Below are 19,394 nucleotides of genomic sequence, written 5' to 3'. Positions count from 1 at the left end.
TCAGCTCCAGACCAGCTCCTGCCAGTCGGCCGCGTATTCGGCGGCCCGCCCGTCAGGCTGGACCAGCGCCGCGTCGCGCTGTTCGTGCCGATCCTTGTCCATGCGCGCCAGCAAAGCCGCGCCGATCGAGGTACCGGTCGCGCTGCGCTTGACCGGCTCCACCGGCCGCCCCGTGGCCGAGGCCAGCATCCGCAGGTAGAGCGGGTTGCCGGCGAACGGGCCTTCCACCACCGTATGGTTCTCGGCTCCCGTAAGCCGCAGGCACTCCGCCGTCATCATGGCGAGGTAGAACGAGGTGACGACATAGACCTCGTCGTCGTCGAGCTCCTCGCGCGGCACCGTCCATTGCGCCTGCCGGTCGGCAAAGGGGCCCGACCCCTGGACGACCGAGGGCGAGAGCATGATGCGGCGGCCGAGCACGCGCTCGATGGTCTCTTCGTCCGGCTCGCGCGGCGTCGTCAGCATCTCGAACTCACGCCCGCCCATGAAGCGCGCCGAGGGCACGGGCCGGCCGAAGACATCGATATTGGCGAGGCAATCGCGCCTGGGATCGAGATGGTCGATGTCCCCGCCCGGCGCTGCCACCACCACCCAGGTCCCGGTCGAGACGAGGCCGAAGGGCGGTTGGCGCTCGAGCAGGTGCGGCAGGAGCGAAGCGTTGGAATCGTGGATGCCCGAGTAGACGGGCAGAGGGCGCCTGAGCCCGATCGCCTCGGTGACCTCCGGCAGCGTGAGTCCTAGCACATCGGAGGCCGGGCGCACGGCAGGGAGCCGATCGAGCCAGCCCTCCTTCATCACCAGCGATGAGTAGAGATCAGTCGAGAAGTCCCACAGGTCCGTGTGGCAGCCGAGCGAGGTGATCTCGGCGGCGGCGACGCCGGTCAGGCGGAACGACCAGTATTGCGGATAAGGCAGAATCCAGCGCGTCCGCGCGAAGTCATCGGCAAAGGTGCGCGACTGCCAGAAGATCTGGGCGCCGAGATTGAGGCCACCGGGGAGACGCGGGGTGAAGCTCTCGGTGAAAGCCGGGCGCACCCGGTCGTATTCTACCCTCAGCTCATCGGGCCCCGCGAACTCGTAGTCGAGAACGGGGAGGGCAAGAAAGCCCTCCTCATCGATCAGCGCCGCCGAGGCGCCGTGGGTGGTGACGCTCAGGGCATCCAGCGGAAACTCGGCGTTGAGTTCGCGCAACGAATCGAGCGCGAAGCGCCACAGGCCGTCGACGTCGAAATGCGGATACTTGCCGCCGTGACGCACCATATTGGGGCGCTTGCGCACGGCGATTTCGGTGCGCGTATCGAGGTCGACCACGGCCACCTTGGCGTTGGACTTGCCGATGTCGATGACGCCGACCTTGCTGATGGTCACCTGGAAATCACCCTGTTGCGAGCCGGTCAGGCGACCGACTGGGACTTACCCTGCTCGCCGACTTCGACAACCGTCAGGCCGACACCGGCTTTTTCCAGCATGGCGCGATCCTCCTCGCGGATGCCGTTGTCGGTGATGACGGCCGAGATGCGATCGAGCCCGCACAGGATGAGGCTCGAGCGGCCGGAGAATTTCGAGGAATCAGCGAGGACGATCAGTTCCTCGGCCTGGTTGATCAGCGCCAGTTCCGACTGCACCACCATCGGATCGGCCTCCATCAGGCCATGCTGCCCGAGACCCTGGCAGCCGATGAACATGCGCTTGGCATAGAAGTGCGAGGCCACCACGCCGCCGAAGGGCGAGAGGATCACGTTCTGCTCGCGATAGACGGTGCCGCCGGGAATGACGACGGAGTTGCGCGAATTGTGGATCAGGTGCTCGGCGATGGCGAAGCTGTTGGTAAAGACCGAGAGCCGGCGGCCCGTCAGGTAGTGCACCATCTGATAGGTGGTGGTGCCGCCATTGATGATGACCGGCTCGCCGTCCTTGCAGAGGTCGGCGGCGGCGCGCGCGATGGCGCGCTTGGCGGCGATATTGATCGTTTCGTTGACGGAGAAGGGCCTGCCCATCAGCGCGCCCTGCTCGGGCGGGTTGATCGCCTCGGCGCCGCCACGCACGCGGCGCAGCCGTCCCTGCACATGCAGCGCGGCGATATCGCGCCGGATCGTCGCCTCGGACGTTCCGGTGATATCCACCAGTTCGGCCACGGTCGCGAGCGGCCGCGCCTGCACGGCAGCCAGGATCACGCGATGTCTTTCGGTCTCGTGCAAGGTCCTCTCCCTGAGCGGAGTCAATTTCACCAAAAACCGGTCACTGTCAATCACGTGGCGGCCGATACGTGCGCTCCGTGACCAGTTCTGACTGTTTCTGATTGACACTGGGCAGTGCCGGGAGCTAGTCCCAAGCACAATAACTGCCATACATCTCCACGGGAGGGGTCCATGTCCAGCACCGCGCCTCAGCGCCTTCAGAACCTGTGGGACGATGCGAGGGCGGCAGGCCTGACGGAGCCCGAACGGCTGGTCTATCGCTCCAACATTCTGGGCTCGGACAAGCGCGTCACCAACTATGGCGGCGGCAACACCTCGTCCAAGATCATCCAGAAGGATCCGCTGACCGGCGAGGACGTCGAAGTCCTCTGGGTGAAGGGTTCGGGCGGCGACTCGGCCTCGATCAAGCTCGACGGCTTCGCGACGCTCTACATGGACAAGCTGCGCGCTCTGAAGGGGCTCTATCGCGGCCTCGCGCACGAAGACGAGATGGTCGGCTACCTGCCGCACGCGACCTTCAACCTCAACCCGCGCGCCGCTTCGATCGACACCCCGCTCCACGCCTACGTGCCGCACGCCTTCGTCGACCACATGCACCCCGACGCGATCATCGCCATCGCAGCGAGCAAGGATAGCAAGGCCCTCACCAGGGAGATCTTCGGCGACGAGATCGGCTGGCTGCCGTGGAAGCGGCCGGGTTTCGAGCTCGGGCTGTGGCTCGGCAAGTTCTGCGAGGAGCATCCCGAGGCCAAGGGCGTGATCCTCGAGAGCCACGGGCTCTTCACCTGGGGCGACACGCCCAGGGAGTGCTACGAGCAGACGATCAACACAATCAACAAGGCGATGGCCTGGCTCGAAGGCAAGACCGCCGGCAAGCCGGCCTTCGGCGGCGAGGCGGTGAAGTCTCTGCCGGCCGACGAGCGGCGCGCCATCGCGGCGCGACTGATGCCGAAGATCCGGGGGCTGATCTCGGGCGAGACTAGGATGCTCGGGCATTTTGACGACAGCGCCGCGGTGCTGGAGTTCGTGAACTCGCGGAATCTCGGACCGCTGGCGGCGCTCGGCACCTCGTGCCCCGACCACTTCCTGCGCACCAAGATCCGCCCGCTGGTGATCGCGTTCGATCCGGCAAAGCCCGATATCGACGCCGTGGTTGCCGGCCTCGAGAAGGCGACGGCCGACTACCGCGCCGACTACGAGGGCTACTACAACCGCTGCAAGCACCCGGACAGCCCGGCGCTGCGCGACCCCAATGCCGTGGTCTACCTGATGCCGGGCGTGGGCATGTTCACCTTCGCCAAGGACAAGGCGACGGCACGCATCTCGGGCGAGTTCTACGTCAACGCCATCAACGTGATGCGCGGCGCATCAGCGGTCTCGACCTACCAGGGCCTGAGCGAGCAGGAAGCCTTCGACATCGAGTACTGGTCGCTCGAGGAAGCCAAGCTCCAGCGCATGCCCAAGCCCAAGGCGCTGGCCGGGCAGATCGCCCTCGTCACCGGCGGCGCTGGCGGCATCGGCAAGGCCACGGCCATCCGCCTCCTGCGCGAAGGTGCGTGCGTCGTCTTGGCCGATATCGACGAGACGGCACTCGAGGCGGCCAACGACGAACTGGGCAAGGCGTTCGGCAAGGACGTCGTCCGGCCGGTCAAGATGAACGTCACCAGCGAAGCGGCGGTGATCGCGGGCTTTGCCAACACGGCGGTCGAGTTCGGCGGCATCGATATCCTCGTCTCCAATGCCGGGCTCGCCTCGTCCGCGCCCATCGAGGAGACGACGCTCGAGCTCTGGAACAAGAACATGGACATCCTGTCGACGGGCTATTTCCTCGTCAGCCGGGAAGCCTTCCGCATGTTCCGCGCGCAGAAGATCGGCGGCAACGTCGTGTTCGTGGCGTCGAAGAACGGCCTCGCCGCCTCCCCCAATGCCGCGGCCTACTGCACCGCCAAGGCCGCCGAAATCCACCTCGCCCGCTGCCTCGCGCTGGAAGGCGCATCCGAGCAGATCCGCGTCAATGTGGTGAACCCGGATGCAGTGCTGCGCGGGAGCAAGATCTGGGCCGGCGAATGGCTGGAACAGCGCGCCTCGACGTACAAGACCGACAAGGAGGGGCTCGAGGAGATGTATCGCCAGCGCTCCATGCTGAAGCTGAGCGTGTTCCCCGAGGATATCGCCGAGGCGATCTACTTCTTCGCCTCCGACATGTCGGCCAAATCCACCGGCAACATCATCAATGTCGACGCGGGCAACGCGCAGAGCTTTACGCGCTGAGGCTTGACCCCTCATCCGGCGCTACGCGCCACCTTCTCCCCGACGGGGAGAAGAAACTCGGAGAGGCCGGCGGCCCCCACTGTTCCTCTCCCCGTCGGGGAGAGGGTGGATCGCGCAAAGCGCGAGACGGGTGAGGGGTAAGCCACAGACATAACGGGGGAGGAACCCATGACCGACCAACTCATCGACCAGTCCGTGGTCGACCAGACCAACGACGCCAACCGCAAGGCGCTCGACGCCGACTACGCGCATCTCGGCGAGCAGCTCAGCCGCCGCGGCATCGACATCGACGCGGTGCTGAAAAAGGTCGCCGCCTACACCGTCGCCGTTCCCTCCTGGGGCGTCGGCACCGGCGGCACGCGCTTTGCGAAGTTCCCGGGCGAGGGCGAGCCGCGTGATATCTTCGACAAGCTCGAGGATTGCTCGGTCATCAACCAGCTGACCCGCGCCACGCCGAACGTCTCGCTGCATATCCCGTGGGACAAGGCCGATCCGAACCGGCTGAAGCAGGCCGCTTCCCGCTTCGGCCTCGGGTTCGACGCGATGAACTCCAACACCTTCTCCGATGCTGTCGGCCAGAAGCACTCGTACAAGTACGGCTCGCTCGCGAACTATGCGAAAGACACCCGCCAGCAGGCGATCGAGCACAATCTCGAGTGCATCGAGATCGGCCAGACCATCGGCTCGAAAGCCCTGACGGTCTGGATCGGCGACGGCTCGAACTTCCCCGGCCAGGTCAACTTCACCAAGGTGTTCGAGTACTATCTCGACGCGATGAAGGAGATCTACGCGGACCTCCCGGCCGACTGGAAGCTCTTCACCGAGCACAAGATGTACGAGCCTGCGTTCTACTCGACGGTGGTACAGGACTGGGGCACGAACTACCTGATCGCCACCGAACTCGGCGACAAGGCCTATTGCCTCGTTGACCTCGGGCACCATGCGCCCAACGTCAACATCGAGATGATCGTCGCCCGGCTGATCCAGTTCAAAAAGCTCGGCGGCTTCCACTTCAACGATTCCAAGTACGGCGACGACGACCTCGATACCGGCTCGATCGACCCCTACCGGCTGTTCCTCGTGTTCAACGAGCTGGTCGATGCGGAACTGCGCAAGGCCAAGGGCTTTGCCCCGGCGCACATGCTCGACCAGAGCCACAACGTCACCGACCCGATCGAGTCGCTGATCCGCTCGGCCAACGAGGTGCGCCGCGCCTATGCGCTGGCGCTGCTCGTCGATCGCAAGGCGCTCGAGAGCTACCAGCAGGACGACGACGCGCTGATGGCGTCGGAGACGCTGAAGGTCGCCTTCCGTACCGATGTTGAGCCGATCCTCGCCAAGGCCCGCCTCGACGCCAACGGCGCCATCGACCCGATCGCCGCCTATCGCAAGGCCGGCTACCGGCAGCGCGTCGCAGCAGTCCGTCCGGCGGTCGCGGCCGGCGGCGGCGGCATCGTCTGATCAGACGAAACGGCCGCCCCGCCTTGAGCGCGGGGCGGCCAGTCCGGCCTGACGTTGGGGTTCAGGCCGGTACTTCGCGCAGCGCCAGCGCATCGATGGCGGCGATCTCGGCAGGGTCCAACGCTCCCTGCCGCTCGGCGGCCAGCGCATCCGCCAGTTCGTCGCGGTTCTTCACCCCCAGCACCACCGTCTCGACGCCCGCCATGCCCAGCGCATAGCGATGGGCGATGATCGCCGGGTCGGCGCCCCACTTGTCGCAGAGCGCCCGGAACGGCGCGGCGTGGTGGAAGTCGGCGGTGTCGCGATCGTGCAGCGATGCTCGGTCAAAACGTCGGGTGAGCGCGCCCGCCTGCACAGCGCGGATCGCCATCACGCCGACGCCGTTGAGATGCGCCGCGGCGATGATCTCGCGGGCGCGGGACGGTGTGGAGAACCCGATCAGGCCGCCCGGACTGTCGAGGAGGTTCGCCACAGCCTGCACCGCATGCGGACGCGGCGCCTCGGTGAGCGCATCGAGGATCGTCGCGGGCACGCTCACCCCCGTTATGCCCCAGCCGCCGATCAGCCCCTCGCGCTGCAGCCGCTGCAGTGCCGGCACGACGGCATGGCGGTAGCTCGACCAGGTCGTGGCGATCTCGGCCCGACGATCATTCTCGGCCGGGTAGACGAAGTCGTCCGGGCAGATCTGGTTGTGGAGGAAGAACAGGTCGACCTGCTCGAGGCGCATGGCCTTGAGGCTGTGCTCGAGCGAAGCGCGGAAGCGCGGGTAGACCTCGGCATCTGGGACAGTGCCGAGGCCGCATTTGGTTGTGACCTTCACCCCCTTCGGCAGGCGGCCCTCGAAGGCCTCCCCGATCAGTGCCTCGCATACCTTGTGGCCGGGCGCCGCATCGATCACGTCGATGCCCTCGTCGACCGCCATCCTCAAGGTGGCGACCCCCTCCTCGCGGCTGGTCTCGCCCCATACCTGGCCGATACCGCCACCGCCCAGCGTCAGGCAACTGACCTCGCCGATGCTGCCGAACTGACGTTTTTCCATCTTGATGCTCCTCTCGTTCAACGGACCGTTGCGGTCACTTCCTGCCCCGGCGCACGGACGACGCGATGCGCTCGCGCTCTATGCCCAGGTCGGCCAGCAGGTTGTCGTCGAGCTGCCGCAGCCGGTGGATGTCGCGGCGGATGCGCGACCACTCGTTGAAGCGTCGGGTCAGGGTCTTGAACATCTTGGTCTCCTTTCAACCACGCAAAGCGACACCGTCTCCGCTCCCGTGATGGGGCCGGACATTCCCTATGATGACGCTGTGCTGAGCGGAGGCGCTGCGGGCCGAACCAGCGGCGATGGAGCGCGTTCCGGACAGCCGCATACTTGCCCGTCTCGCGCTTGAAGCGATACAACCATGTCCGCAACGCGTTTTGCAGGAATGAAAAGATGAGCGCCGGCGACGCGATCTCCTGGGATGACCTGCGGCTGTTCCTCGACGTGGCGCGGCTCGGCGGCCTCAGTGCCGCGACCTCCACCACCGGGCTCAGCGCGGCGACGCTGGGCCGGAGGGTCACGGCGCTCGAGCAGCAGATCGGCGAGCCGCTGTTCGTGCGCCGGCAGACCGGCTACCAGCTCACCCCGGCGGGCGAGGAACTCCTCGCCCGGGCCGAGGATGTCGAGGCGGCGATGCGGGCCTTGACCCGCTGGCGCGACGGCGCGGTGGGCGAGCAGATCGTCCGCATCTCGGCCGGCACCTGGACCTCCGTCTTTCTCGCCCGGCATATCGGCGAGCTCTGGCACGTCGACGACAATATCCGGATCGAGTTCGCCACCGCCTATGGCAAGCTCGATATCGGCCGGCGCGCCGCCGATATCGGGGTGCGGTCCGAGCGGCCGCTCGACCCCAACCTCGCCGGCCGGCAGATCGGCCGGGTGGCGCACGCGCTCTATTCGGGCCTGAACCTGATCAACGGCATCGAGGCCGGGCTGTTCGTGGGGGTCACCGGGGAGGCCGCCAACATCGCCTCGGCGCGCTGGCTGATGGCGCATCACGGCGATCGCATCAGCGTGCGCGGCAACGACGTGCAGAGCGTGCGCGAACTGGTGGCGGCGGGCGCCGGGCTCGGCGTCTTCCCGTGTTTCGTCGGCGACAGCGACGCTCGGCTCGTCCGCGTGGCGATGCCGATCACCGAGCTCGAAACCGAGCAGTGGCTGGTGACGCATCACGAGGACCGGCATCGCCCGGAAGTCCGGCTGGTCGCCGAGCGGATCGCCGCCCTGATGCGCGAGCATGGTCCGCTGTTCCGTGGCGAGCGGCGGCGGCCGCCCTCTTAACCTCGCCGCAAGCGCCAGCGGCGATACTCAGGCACGGGAATGCAACGGTTGGGAGTGCCTCGGCATGCGCGCATGCGCCTACATCGTCGGTCCGGCGGATGGACCGGGGGCGGCGCTGGCCGACCTCGCCAATGGCCTCGGCTTCGCCGGCGTGCACCACTACACCTCGATCGCCGCCGCCGAGACGCAGGCGCAGCAGACGCCGCTGCTGTTCTTCCTGTTCGCCGCCGTCGATGACGTCACCACGCTCAAGGCAGCCGCCGACGCGATCCGCTTTTCACCGGGCCGCCGCATCCGCTTCTCGCCGATGGTCTATTTCTCCGAGAGCCCCCAGCTCGAGGCGATCAGGACCTGCGTCGAGATGGGGTTCGACGACGTCATCACCCTGCCCTTCACCGCCCAGCGCGTCTCGGGCCGCCTCGACCGGCTGGTCGATCGCACGCAGGTCTACTACGAGACCGCGGGCTATCTCGGCCCGGATCGCGGGCTGCGCCAGACGGCAGGCGGACTCTATCGCCGCCTCGAGATCATCCGCACGGTCATGGCCGGGGTGAACGTGATGCGCGACGACATGCAGCCGGCGCACTAGGCGCAGAGCAATCCCGATCTCCGTGCCTCCCTCCCCCTTGAGGGGAGGGATTGAGGGAGGGGGTAGTCCGATTGTCGCCGACGCCCACCCCCGGGCCCCTCACCTCAACGAGGATGGTCCAAAAGCAAATCGCCCGGCGCAATGCCGGGCGATTGTAAGATTCCGCAGTGCGTGCGCGTCAGACCTGCTGAACGGCTTCGACGCCGGGGACGAAGTGGCGGAGCAGGTTCTCGATGCCGGACTTCAGCGTCGCGGTCGAGGACGGGCACCCCGAGCAGGCGCCCTGCATGTGGAGGAACACGGTGCCCTCCTTGAAACCCTTGAAGGTGATGTCGCCGCCATCCATGGCGACGGCCGGGCGCACGCGGGTGGCGAGCAGCTCCTTGATCACTTCGACGGTCTCGGCATCGGACTCCTCGAAGAACTCTTCGCCGGCCACCACCTCGGCGGTGCCGTCGGCGAGGACGGGCTTGCCGGAGAGGAAGTGCTCCATGATCACGCCGAGAATCGCCGGCTTGATGTGGCTCCACTCGGCGCTGTCCTTGGTCACCGAGATGAAGTCGGAACCGAGGAACACGCCTTCGACGCCCGGGACCTCGAACAACGCGGCCGCCAGCGGCGAGATGACCGCCGATTCGGGGCCACGGAAATCGCGCGGCTCACCCACCAGCACATCGCGGCCAGGCAGGAATTTCAGGGTCGCCGGGTTGGGCGTCGCTTCGGTCTGGATGAACATTGCGCCGGAAATCTCGTGTTAGAACGGTTCTAAAATAGGGTCTTGGTGCCCAGTTTACAAGCCATTTCGCGACCTCCGGCCGCATGTCGCGGCGGAGGCAGATATGCACATATCGAAAATCATGATCCGCACATTCAGATATATCGGACTCGTCGAGGGTTTCACAACGCTGGCGCTGTTCCTTGTTGCCATGCCGGCCAAGTACTGGTTCGGCTTTCCCGACCTCGTGCCGCCCGTGGGCCTGATCCACGGCTTTGCGTTCCTCGCCTATCTCGGCGCGATGCTCGTGTGCCTCACCGGCCGTGGCCTCACCGCATGGGAATGGACGCGCACCACGGTCGCCGCGTTCTTCCCGTTCGGCACGTTCCTCAACGACCCGATGCTGAAGCGGAAGCAACTGTCGGCCGAGGCCGTGGTCTAGCGCCCGGCAGCCAATGACACGCGACGCCAGATGTCCTCGCCCATTGCGTTTTGCCACACGCCTACAAGGGTGTTGCGGAACTCCGGCCGCTGTCGCGCCAGCCGCTCCACTTCAGCGATCACGGATGGCCCGTGATGGACGAGCAGGTCTTCCAGAGGACCGGCGGCAAGACTGAATCGCGTTTCTTCGCTGATCGGCCTGTCTATCGCCGCCAGAATGAAGGACAAGGCACCATCCGGGTGATGACGAGCGAGATAGTCGGCCGCCTCCCAGGCCCAGAAGTCGGGTCGATCGGTATCCCGGCCCGCGTCGGTGCGGCGCGCCGCGACATCGTCGCGTATCCAGGCGTCGGCCAACTCGTCCATGTCGGAAGGCACTCTGTCGAGTTGGTTGCCCCACTCGACATCGGCAAAGCCCTGCATCAGGTCACCGCGACAATCTGCTCGTCGGTCATCGAACCGGGAATGATGGTGATGATGACCGGCAGGGCCGCCTGGCCGGCGCGACCGGCAAAGGCCCCGACCAGCGGGCCCGGGCCTTCCTTGGCGGCGGAAGCGGCGAGGACGAGGATGGCGATGCCGGGATCCTGGCGGATAAGGCCTTCGATCTCGGTGACGAGGTCGCCTTCGCGGATCACCGTCTCGGTCCGCACGCCCTCGCCGATCTGGTCGATGCGGGCGCGCTTGGCGTCGAGCAGACGCTCGGCCTCCTCGCGCGCCTCGGCCCGCATGACATCCTCGACGCCGAGGAACTGCGTGAAGTCCTGGCTATCGATGACCGAGAGCAGCAGCACCGTGCCGCCCGTTCGGTTCACGCGGTGGGCGGCAAAGGTGATGGCGCGGTCGGTTTCCTTGCTCTCGTCGACGACGACGAGGAACTTGCGCTTGTATTCGTTCATGTCAGCCAAGGCGCCGCACCCACCGGTTCAATGTTGCCATTGTCCCAAATGGGTGAGGCCGCGTCCAGTCAGCGCACGAAGCCGACGATCTTGCGCACGTCGTCCATGACCGGCACGGCGATGGCGCGGGCGCGATCGGCGTTGCGGCGCAGGATCTGGTCCATCTCGCCCTTGTCGGCGACGAGGCGCTTCATCTCGGTGGCAATCGGCGCGAGGACGGAAACGGCAAGGTCGGCGAGCGCCGGCTTGAACGTGCCCCAGCCCTGGCCGCCGAACTCGGCCAGCACGTCGTCGACGGACCGGTCGGAGAGCGCGGCAAAGATGGCGACGAGGTTCTCGGCCTCGGCGCGGCCTTCGAGGCCCTTGGCCTCGCCCGGCAGCGCATCGGCGTCGGTGGTGGCGCGCTTGATCTTCTTCGCAATCGTGTCGGCGTCATCCATCATGTAGATGGTCGACATGTCGGAAGCGTCGGATTTCGACATCTTCTTCTTGCCGTCCTTGAGCGACATGACGCGCATGGCAGGGCCGGTGGAGAGCGTCTCGGTCAGGGGGAAGAAGTCGCCCTTGAAGCCCTGGCCTTTGATCTGCTTCTTGAAATCGTGGTTGAACTTCTTGGCGATGTCGCGCGTAAGCTCGAGATGCTGCTTCTGGTCGTCGCCGACGGGCACGCCGGTCGCCTTGTAGAGCAGGATGTCGGCCGCCATCAGCGAGGGATAGGCGAACAGCCCGAGCGATACCGCTTCGGAGTTCTCGCCGCCTTCGGCGCCGGCCTTGTCCTTGAACTGGGTCATGCGCGTCATCCAGCCGACGCGCGCCACGCAGTTGAAGATCCAGGCGAGCTCGGCGTGCTCCACCACCTGGCTCTGGTTGAAGATGATGGATCTGTCGGGATCGAGGCCGGCGGCGATGTAGGCCGCGGCGATCTCGTAGGTCCAGCGCCTCAGGTCCTCGGGGTCCTGCCACACCGTGATCGCGTGCATGTCGACGACGCAGTAGATCGTCTCATGCGTTTCCTGCAGCGGCACGAAACGGCGGATGGCGCCGAGATAGTTGCCGAGGTGCAGGTCGCCGGACGGCTTGATGCCGGAAAAGACGCGCGGGGTGAATGCCATGGGGAAAGTCCTGGAGTTTGCGGCTGGGCTTATCGCCCATCTGCTTGGGGGGTGGCAAGCCTAGCGCCGCGACCGGCGCAGGCGACGCAGCAATCCCCCGAGCGGCTGAACGCGGGTGACATGGGCGAGCGCGAAGTAGAGCGCGGCGCCCACGATGCAGAGGGCAAGGAGCGCGAGGGCCTGTACCGGGAAGAAATAGCCGGGGTCGAAGACCGGGCCGAGCAGCACGACCGTGCCCCAGAGGGCTCCGGACATGACGAGGGTGAGGAGCAGGATCAATGCCTGCTGGCGCCATTCGGTGCCGGTCATGGTGAAGTGGCCGCGGCGGGCGAGGAAGGCGGCGAGCAGCACCACGTTCACCCAGGCGGCGACCGAGGTGGCGAGCGCAATGCCCACATGCCTGAGGCTCTCGAACAGGGCGAGCGACAGCACGACATTCACCACCAGCGAGATGCCGGCAAAGATCGTGGGGGTCCTCGTGTCCTTGCGCGAGAAGAAGCCGGGCTGGAGCACGCGGATCAGGACGAAGGCCGGCAGGCCGACTGCGAAGGCGACAAGCGCCTGCGAGACGAGGACGCTGTCGGAGGGACCGAAGGCGCCGCGCTCGAAGAGGACGCGGACGACCGGCAGCGCAAGGGCGATGAGCGCACCGGCTGCCGGCATCGAGAGGAACATCGACAGGAACAGCGACTGGCTCTGGCTCTGGCGCGCCTCGAGATCGCGCCCGGCGCTGAGATGCCGGCTGAGTTCGGGCAGCAGCACCGTGCCGATGGCGATGCCGATGATCCCCAGCGGCAGCTGGTAGAGCCGGTCGGCATTGTAGATGATCGACATCACCTCGTTGGCGCCCGAGGCGATGACGGTGCCGACGAAGATGTTGATCTGGGTGATGCCGCCCGCAATGATCGCCGGCACCGCCAGCACCCAGAAGCGCCGCACCTCGGGGTCGAGCCGCGGCAGGCGGATGGTTGGCACCATGCCGGCGCGGCGGATGGCCCAGTAGACCAGCGCGAGCTGCGCGACGCCGCCCAGCATGGTCGCGACCGCCACCCAGAATGCCGTTTCCGGCGCCGCCAGCGTCATCAGTGCCAGCGGTACGAGGGCGGCGATGTTGACGATGTTCAGCACGATCGGCGCGAAGGCGGCGGCAACGAACCGGCCCATCGAATTGAGGATCGCCGCATAGGCTGCCATCAGCGACATGCAGGCGAGATAGGGGAACATGATCCGGGTCAAGAAGACCGTGAGGTCGAACTTCTCCTGGTCCCCCACGAAGCCGGGGACGAACACCACCATGATCTGCGGGGTGAAGAGCTCGACCAGGAGCGTCACGACGAGGATCGCGACCACGAGCCAGCTCATGATGCGGCTCGCGAGCTCCTTGGCCCCCTCGGCCCCTTGTGTCTCGAGAGCGCCCGAGAACATCGGCACGAAAGCGGTATTGAACGCGCCCTCGGCAAAGAGCCGGCGGAAGAGATTGGGAAACCGGAACGCCGCGTTGAACGCGTCCGACACCGGCGAAATGCCCAGCACCGCCGCCATCAGCGCATCGCGCACGAAGCCGAAGACACGCGAGACGAGCGTCAGCCCACCGACCGAGAGAAAGTTGCGGTAGAGGCTCAACTTGGTTCCCCGTCAAGAGAGTTCGGCGCGGGAAGAATACCCCCACCCCTGTCCCCTCCCCGCAAGGGGGAGGGAGACCCGACTGCGGAATCTGGCTCTACACCAGGGCCGCGACTCCTTCGTCTCCTCCCCCCTTGCGGGGGAGGGACAGGGTGGGGGGTATCTTTCAGCGCCGTCCCATCCACCCGGCACGCTACCCATTGACCACCTTGGCCTTCTCCTCGCCCGGCTGGAAGACGGCCAGCAGTTCGTCGTGGATCTTCTTCTGGCGCGACTTGGACTCGATCTTATGGCCGGTGAGGTCGGTGACGTAGAAGACGTCCACGGCTTTTTCGCCATAGGTGCCGATATGGGCCGAGCCGATGGTGAGGTTGAGGTCGGAAATGGCGCGGGTGAGCTGGTGGAGGAGGCCCATCCGGTCGAGGCCCATCACCTCGATGACGGTGAACTTCTCCGAGATGGTGTTCGACACCGAAACTTGGGCCGGCAGCGAGAAGGGCCTGAGCCGCTTGTTGTGGCGGCTCTCCTTGCCGAGGTCGATCAGCACGTGGCGCTTGCCCTGGAGCAATTGCTTCACCGTATCGATGATGCGGGTGGCCCGTACCTTCTCGTCCTCGTCGGAGGTGAAGGAGCGGCGCAGCCGGAAGGTGTCGACGGCGCGCCCGTCGCGGGTGCCGAAGATCTGGGCGCCGATGATCGAGGCGTCGCACATGGTGCAGGCGCCGGCGATGAGCGAGAGCAGGCGCGGGTGGTCGGGCGTGTAGAAGCTGACCTCGGTGATCGACTCGAACGACTTCACGCGGATCGAGCCCGAGAACATCTGGCCGGCCTGGTCGGCGGCGTGGATCATCTTGGCGTGCGCGACCTGCAGCTCGGGCTCGGCGCGCAGCCAGTAGTGATCGTAGTGGCGACCGAGATAGGCATCCACCTCGGCAGCCGGCCAGCTGGCGAGTTCGGGGCGCAAGACGGTCTTGGCCGCCTCGATGCGGTCGCGCTGGGTGACCTGGCTATGGCCGCCGGAGAGGAGCGGCTCGGTGGCGTAGTAGAGCGAGCGGAGGAGCGAACCCTTCCAGCCCGTCCAGACGCCCGGGCCGACCGCGCGAATGTCGCAGGCGGTGAGGATCATGAGCAGCGCGAGGCGCTGGGGCGACTGCACGATGTCGGCAAAGCTGCGCGCCGTCTCGGGATCCTGGATGTCGCGGCTCTGGGCGATCTCGCTCATCACCAGGTGATGCTCGACCAGCCAGGCGACCGTATCGGTCTCGGCCGGATCGAGGCCGAGGCGCGGGCAGAATTTGCGCGCAATGCGGGCGCCGGCGATCGAGTGGTCCTCGGGGCGGCCCTTGGCAATGTCGTGGAGGAAGAGCGCCACGTAGAGCAGCCGCGTATCGTTGAGGTGCGGCAGCAGCTCATGCGTCAGCGGCAGCTGTTCGCGCAGGCCTCCATTGGCGATGTCGGCCATGACGCCGACGGCGCGGATCAGGTGCTCGTCCACCGTGTAGTGGTGGTACATGTTGAACTGCATCAGCGCGACGATCTTGCCGAACTCGGGCACGAAGCGGCCGAGCACGCCCGCCTCGTTCATCTGGCGCAGGATGCGCTCGACATAGGTCGGGGCCGTGAGGATCTCGAGGAACCAGGTATTGGCCTGCCGGTCATGCCTCAGTTCGGGGCCGATCAGCTTGAACGAGCGGCGGATCGCCTTGATGGCGTCGGGGTGGAAGTGGAGGTCGTGGCGACCGGCCAGCATGAACCCCTTGATGAGGTTGCGCGGGTCCTTCTGGAACACGTCGGGACCGGCGATGTTGAGCCGGCCGGAATCGATGACGAAATCGGTCTCGCCCTTGATGGCCACCTTGCCGCGCTTGAACGGCGCCAGCACGCGCCCGACCATGTCGAGCGGCTTGGCGTGGTCGAACTCGAGCGACGTACAGAAGATGCGGGTCAGGTCGCCGACGTCCTTGGCGACGAGGAAGTAGCGCTTCATGAAGCGCTCGACCCCGAGCATGCCGGCGCGGTCGTGATAGCCGAGGCGTTCGGCGAGATCGGGCTGCACGTCGAACGTCAGCTTCTCGTCGGCCCGTCCGGTGAGGAAATGCAGGTTACAGCGGATGGCCCAGAGGAAGTCCTCGGCGCGCTGGAACAGCCGGTATTCCTCGGCGCTCAGCACGCCCTTGCCCACCAGCTCGGCGCTCGACTTGACGCGGTAGAAGTACTTGCCGATCCAGAACAGCGCGTGGAGGTCGCGAAGCCCGCCCTTGCCGTCCTTGATGTTCGGTTCGACCACGTAGCGGGTATTGCCCATCTGCCGGTGGCGCTCGTCGCGCTCGGCCATCTTGGCGGCAATGAACTCGGGGCCCGTCTTGGGCATGATCTCGGTTTCGAACCGATGCACCAGCTCGTTGAAGAGCTTCCTGTCACCGGTAAGGTAACGCGCCTCGAGGGTGGCGGTGCGTACCGTCATGTCGGATCGGGCCATGCGGATGCAGTCGTCGACCGAGCGAACGGCGTGCCCGACCTTCTGGCCGAGGTCCCACAGCATGTAGAGGATGTACTCGGTGATCTGCTCGCCCCAGGGCGTCTGCTTGTAGGGCAGGATGAAGAGCAGATCGATGTCGGAGCCCGGCGCCAGCGTGCCGCGGCCGTAACCGCCCACCGCTGCGATCGATATCATTTCGGCGCCCGACGGATTGTCGACCGGGTAGACGTCGTTGACGGCGTAGCGGTGGATGGCGCGGAGGATCTCGTCTTCGGCGGCGCTCAGGTTCATGGCGCAGCGCGTGCCCTTGCCGGTGGCCATCAGTTCGGCCTCGGCGCTCTTGCGGGCATCTGCGAGCACGGAGCGCATGTGCTGCAGGACGATGGCGCGGGTGGCCGCGGCCTTTGGATCCTGTCCGGCGGCGAGACGCCGGACGTCTTCGAGAATGGTCTCGGCTGTCGTCAGCTGGAAGGCCGGTTTTCGCGGCCGGGCATCAAGTTCGGCGAGCTGCATCACGGATTTTCTTAAGCTCGTAGATCAGGTCGATGGCCTCACGCGGAGTCAGATCGTCGGGGCGCACCTGATCGAGCATGTCATGTATCGGATTAACGGCCACCTTAGGCGGTGGCGGCTGATGCGCAAAGAGCGGCAGATCGTCTAGCACGGCCCCCTTGCCTCCGGAAGAGCGCTGTTCCAGCACGCCGAGCACCTGGCGGGCCCGAGCCAGCACGTTCTCGGGCAGCCCGGCGAGGCGGGCCACCTGGATGCCGTAGCTGCGATCGGCGGCGCCGTCGGCCACCTCGTGCAGGAAGACGACCTCCCCCTCCCATTCGCGCACCTTCATGGTGTGGTTCGTCACGCGCTTCAGCGTCTTGGAAAGCGCGGTCATCTCATGGAAGTGCGTCGCGAACAGGGCGCGGCAGCCGGTGTCGTCGTGCAGCGCCTCGACGGCGGCCCAGGCGATGGAAAGGCCATCGAAGGTGGCGGTGCCGCGGCCGATCTCGTCGAGAATGACGAGCGAGCGCTGCGTGGCGCGATTGAGGATGGCAGCGGTCTCGACCATCTCGACCATGAAGGTCGAGCGGCCACCGCCGATATCGTCGGAAGCACCGACGCGGGAGAAGACGCGGTCGACGACGCCGATATGGGCGGCGGAGGCGGGCACGTAGCTGCCCATCTGCGCGAGGATGGCGATAAGCGCATTCTGGCGCAGGAACGTGGACTTACCGCCCATGTTCGGGCCGGTGACGAGCCACAGTGCGCCGCCGGTCAGGTCGCAGCCGTTCTCGACGAAGACCTCGTGCTGGGCCCGGACATTGGTTTCGACCACCGGGTGGCGGCCGCCCTCGATGTAGAAGGCGAGGCTGTCGTCGATGGTCGGGCGGCAGAATTTGCGGGTTGCCGCAACGTGGGCGAGGCCTGTCGCCACATCGAGCTCGGCGAGCGCATCGGCGATGGCGCGCAGGCGTTCGGCCTCTAGCGCAACCGCTTCCGACAGCCGGGTGAAGATCGCGGCCTCGATAGCCAGCGCCGCATCGTGCGCCTTGGCGATGCGCCCCTCGAGCTCGGCGAGCTCGGTGGTGGTGAAGCGCATGGCATTGGCCAGCGTCTGGCGGTGGATGAAGGTCTCGCGGTGCGGCGCTTCGAGCAGCTTGCCGCCATGGCCGGCCGGAACCTCGACGAAATAGCCGAGCACGCCGTTGTGCCGGATCTTCAGCGACTTGACGTCGGTCGTATCGATCAGCCGCTGCTGCAGGGCGGCAACGACGGCGCGAGTCTCGGAGGCAAGGGCCCGCTCGCCGTCGAGCGTCGCATCATAGCCGCGCCTGACGAAGCCGCCGTCGCGGGCAAGCAGCGGCGGCTCCTCGTCGATGGCATCGGCGAGTTCGGCGGCGAGTGCCGCGGGGGCATCGGCGAGCCGCGCGGCGATGGCAACGACTTCCGCAGGCGGCTGGGCGATCGTTGCCAGCCGTTCGGAGAGGGCGATGGCGGCCGCGGCCGCGCCGCCGATAGCGCGGAGGTCGCGCGGCCCGCCACGCCCGAGCGCAAGGCGGGTCACGGCGCGGGTCAGGTCCGGCACGGCCTTCAGCTCACCGCGCAGGCGCTGGGTGATCAGCCCATCGGCGACGAAGCACTCGACGGCATCGAGGCGCGCATTGATGGCGGCGGCATCGCAGAGCGGCGCCGCAAGCCGGCGGGCAAGAAGGCGCGAGCCGGGCGGAGTGGCGGTGAGGTCGATCTCGTGGCGGAGCGAACCCTTTTCCTGCCCGCGCTGCGTCTCGAGCAGCTCGAGCGAAGCGCGCGTCGCCGCGTCGATCGCCATGTGGGCGGAGAGGCGCTCGGCCGTCGGCGGACGCAGCGCCACCGGCACGCCCTTCTGGCTGTCACGCACATAATCGCAGAGCGCCCCCAGCGCCGCGCGACCGGCGCGCGAGAAAGCCGTCGGATCGACAGTGCCGGCAGGGAAGGTGTCGGCGAGGCGGCGCGCCGCCTGCTCGCTGTCGAACTGGCCGCCATCGAGCTTGACCAGCGCAGCGTCGGGCAGCGGGATCCGCGCCTCGGCGAGGGCGAGCCTTGCAGCCTCGGTCAGCAGCAGCTCGGCAGGCGCGATGCGGGCCAGCTCATCACCCAGCGCCGCCGCCGAGACATCGAGCACGGCTGTTTCGCCGGTCGAGACATCGGCCCAGGCCAGCGCAAAGTCGGTCTCGCCGTGGCGCACCATGGCGAGCGCCGCGAGATAGGCAGAGCCGCGCGTCGGAAGGAGATCGTCCTCGGTGATGGTGCCACGGGTCACGAGGCGCACGACATCGCGGCGGACCGGCGACTTCGAACCGCGCTTCCTGGCCTCGGCCGGGTCCTCCATCTGCTCGCAGATGGCGACGCGGTGGCCGAGCCCGATCAGCTTCTTCAGGTAATCCTGCGCGGCGTGGATCGGCACGCCGCACATCGGGATGTCCTGGCCCTGGTGCTTGCCGCGCTTGGTAAGGACGATGCCGAGCGCCTGCGACGCGATCTCGGCGTCCTCGAAGAACATCTCGTAGAAGTCGCCCATCCGGTAGAACAGCAGGTAGCCCGGATTGACCGCCTTGATCTCGAGGAACTGGCTCATCATCGGGGTGATGGGCGAAGCATCGCTGGCGCTCGGGGCGGAAAGGGGCGCTTGATCCATGGGCTCGCGGGACTGAAGGGGAAGACAGAACGTTATGGGGTTTGGCCCCGGCGGGCAACTGTTGCCCCGCAATATCCCTTGCCCCCAATGAGCAGCATTGAGCGGCGGCGCTTTTCAGTC

Annotated in this window: 16 protein-coding genes; 5 read left to right on the top strand and 11 right to left on the bottom strand. The window is 66.7% G+C overall.

The window, feature by feature from the left end; genetic code table 11:
* Together PRN20_RS02055 and PRN20_RS02050 are read right to left on the bottom strand one after the other, a co-directional pair.
* Nucleotides 1-1,368 carry an FGGY-family carbohydrate kinase gene (locus PRN20_RS02055; RefSeq protein WP_273955386.1) on the bottom strand — a complete coding sequence of 456 codons (1,368 nt, stop codon included), beginning with the start codon at nucleotides 1,366-1,368 and terminating at the stop codon, nucleotides 1-3.
* A 26-nt stretch (nucleotides 1,369-1,394) separates the two neighbouring features.
* A complete protein-coding gene (locus tag PRN20_RS02050) occupies nucleotides 1,395-2,198 on the bottom strand; it encodes a DeoR/GlpR family DNA-binding transcription regulator (RefSeq protein ID WP_273955385.1) in 804 nt (267 codons plus the stop codon).
* A gap of 171 nt (nucleotides 2,199-2,369) precedes the next feature.
* Here PRN20_RS02050 and PRN20_RS02045 point away from each other — a divergent pair, with 171 nt between their 5' ends.
* Nucleotides 2,370-4,469 (top strand): bifunctional rhamnulose-1-phosphate aldolase/short-chain dehydrogenase, encoded by a 2,100-nt coding sequence (locus PRN20_RS02045; protein WP_273955384.1) that lies wholly within the window; start codon nucleotides 2,370-2,372, stop codon nucleotides 4,467-4,469.
* A gap of 168 nt (nucleotides 4,470-4,637) precedes the next feature.
* A complete protein-coding gene (rhaI, locus tag PRN20_RS02040; RefSeq protein WP_273955383.1) occupies nucleotides 4,638-5,930 on the top strand; it encodes an L-rhamnose catabolism isomerase in 1,293 nt (430 codons plus the stop codon).
* A 61-nt stretch (nucleotides 5,931-5,991) separates the two neighbouring features.
* On the opposite strand, the gene PRN20_RS02035 is transcribed toward rhaI, so the two are convergent.
* A complete protein-coding gene (locus PRN20_RS02035; RefSeq protein WP_273955382.1) occupies nucleotides 5,992-6,969 on the bottom strand; it encodes an aldo/keto reductase in 978 nt (325 codons plus the stop codon).
* A gap of 34 nt (nucleotides 6,970-7,003) precedes the next feature.
* Nucleotides 7,004-7,153, bottom strand: coding sequence for a DUF1127 domain-containing protein (locus PRN20_RS02030; RefSeq protein ID WP_273955381.1), 150 nt, complete (start codon nucleotides 7,151-7,153; stop codon nucleotides 7,004-7,006).
* A 206-nt stretch (nucleotides 7,154-7,359) separates the two neighbouring features.
* Between PRN20_RS02030 and PRN20_RS02025 the strand changes: the two genes are divergently transcribed.
* Both PRN20_RS02025 and PRN20_RS02020 read left to right on the top strand, forming a co-directional pair.
* Nucleotides 7,360-8,247 (top strand): LysR family transcriptional regulator, encoded by an 888-nt coding sequence (locus PRN20_RS02025; protein WP_273955380.1) that lies wholly within the window; start codon nucleotides 7,360-7,362, stop codon nucleotides 8,245-8,247.
* 64 nt (nucleotides 8,248-8,311) lie between these two features.
* The gene (locus tag PRN20_RS02020; protein ID WP_273955379.1) at nucleotides 8,312-8,836 is read left to right on the top strand and encodes a hypothetical protein; all 525 of its coding nucleotides are present in this window, start codon (nucleotides 8,312-8,314) and stop codon (nucleotides 8,834-8,836) included.
* Nucleotides 8,837-9,014: 178 nt separating this feature from the next.
* On the opposite strand, the gene PRN20_RS02015 is transcribed toward PRN20_RS02020, so the two are convergent.
* Nucleotides 9,015-9,572 carry a NifU family protein gene (locus PRN20_RS02015; protein WP_273955378.1) on the bottom strand — a complete coding sequence of 186 codons (558 nt, stop codon included), beginning with the start codon at nucleotides 9,570-9,572 and terminating at the stop codon, nucleotides 9,015-9,017.
* 103 nt (nucleotides 9,573-9,675) lie between these two features.
* Between PRN20_RS02015 and PRN20_RS02010 the strand changes: the two genes are divergently transcribed.
* The gene (locus tag PRN20_RS02010; RefSeq protein ID WP_273955377.1) at nucleotides 9,676-9,993 is read left to right on the top strand and encodes a DUF3817 domain-containing protein; all 318 of its coding nucleotides are present in this window, start codon (nucleotides 9,676-9,678) and stop codon (nucleotides 9,991-9,993) included.
* Here the strand turns inward: PRN20_RS02010 and PRN20_RS02005 are convergent.
* From PRN20_RS02005 to mutS, 6 genes are all read right to left on the bottom strand, one after another.
* Entirely contained in the window at nucleotides 9,990-10,415 is a 426-nt protein-coding gene (locus PRN20_RS02005) for a DUF6869 domain-containing protein (protein WP_273955376.1), read from the bottom strand. The two genes, PRN20_RS02010 and PRN20_RS02005, sit on opposite strands and share 4 nt — an antisense overlap.
* Nucleotides 10,415-10,891, bottom strand: a complete 477-nt coding sequence (locus PRN20_RS02000; RefSeq protein ID WP_273956759.1) for a universal stress protein — start codon at nucleotides 10,889-10,891, stop codon at nucleotides 10,415-10,417. The genes PRN20_RS02005 and PRN20_RS02000 overlap by 1 nt, the downstream gene beginning before the upstream one ends.
* A 68-nt stretch (nucleotides 10,892-10,959) precedes the next feature.
* Nucleotides 10,960-12,003, bottom strand: a complete 1,044-nt coding sequence (trpS, locus tag PRN20_RS01995; protein ID WP_273955375.1) for a tryptophan--tRNA ligase — start codon at nucleotides 12,001-12,003, stop codon at nucleotides 10,960-10,962.
* A 60-nt stretch (nucleotides 12,004-12,063) separates the two neighbouring features.
* Nucleotides 12,064-13,626, bottom strand: a complete 1,563-nt coding sequence (gene murJ, locus PRN20_RS01990; RefSeq protein WP_273955374.1) for a murein biosynthesis integral membrane protein MurJ — start codon at nucleotides 13,624-13,626, stop codon at nucleotides 12,064-12,066.
* Between the two features lie 193 nt (nucleotides 13,627-13,819).
* On the bottom strand, nucleotides 13,820-16,618 hold the full coding sequence (locus PRN20_RS01985; protein WP_273955373.1) for a [protein-PII] uridylyltransferase: 2,799 nt from the start codon (nucleotides 16,616-16,618) through the stop codon (nucleotides 13,820-13,822).
* Nucleotides 16,599-19,274, bottom strand: coding sequence for a DNA mismatch repair protein MutS (mutS, locus tag PRN20_RS01980; protein ID WP_273955372.1), 2,676 nt, complete (start codon nucleotides 19,272-19,274; stop codon nucleotides 16,599-16,601). The genes PRN20_RS01985 and mutS overlap by 20 nt, the downstream gene beginning before the upstream one ends.
* Nucleotides 19,275-19,394: the final 120 nt, after the last annotated feature.

Source organism: Devosia sp. ZB163 (genome assembly GCF_028613635.1).
In the GTDB taxonomy this organism is placed as follows: Bacteria; Pseudomonadota; Alphaproteobacteria; order Rhizobiales; family Devosiaceae; genus Devosia_A.
This window is presented reverse-complemented; position numbering and strand designations above follow the sequence as displayed.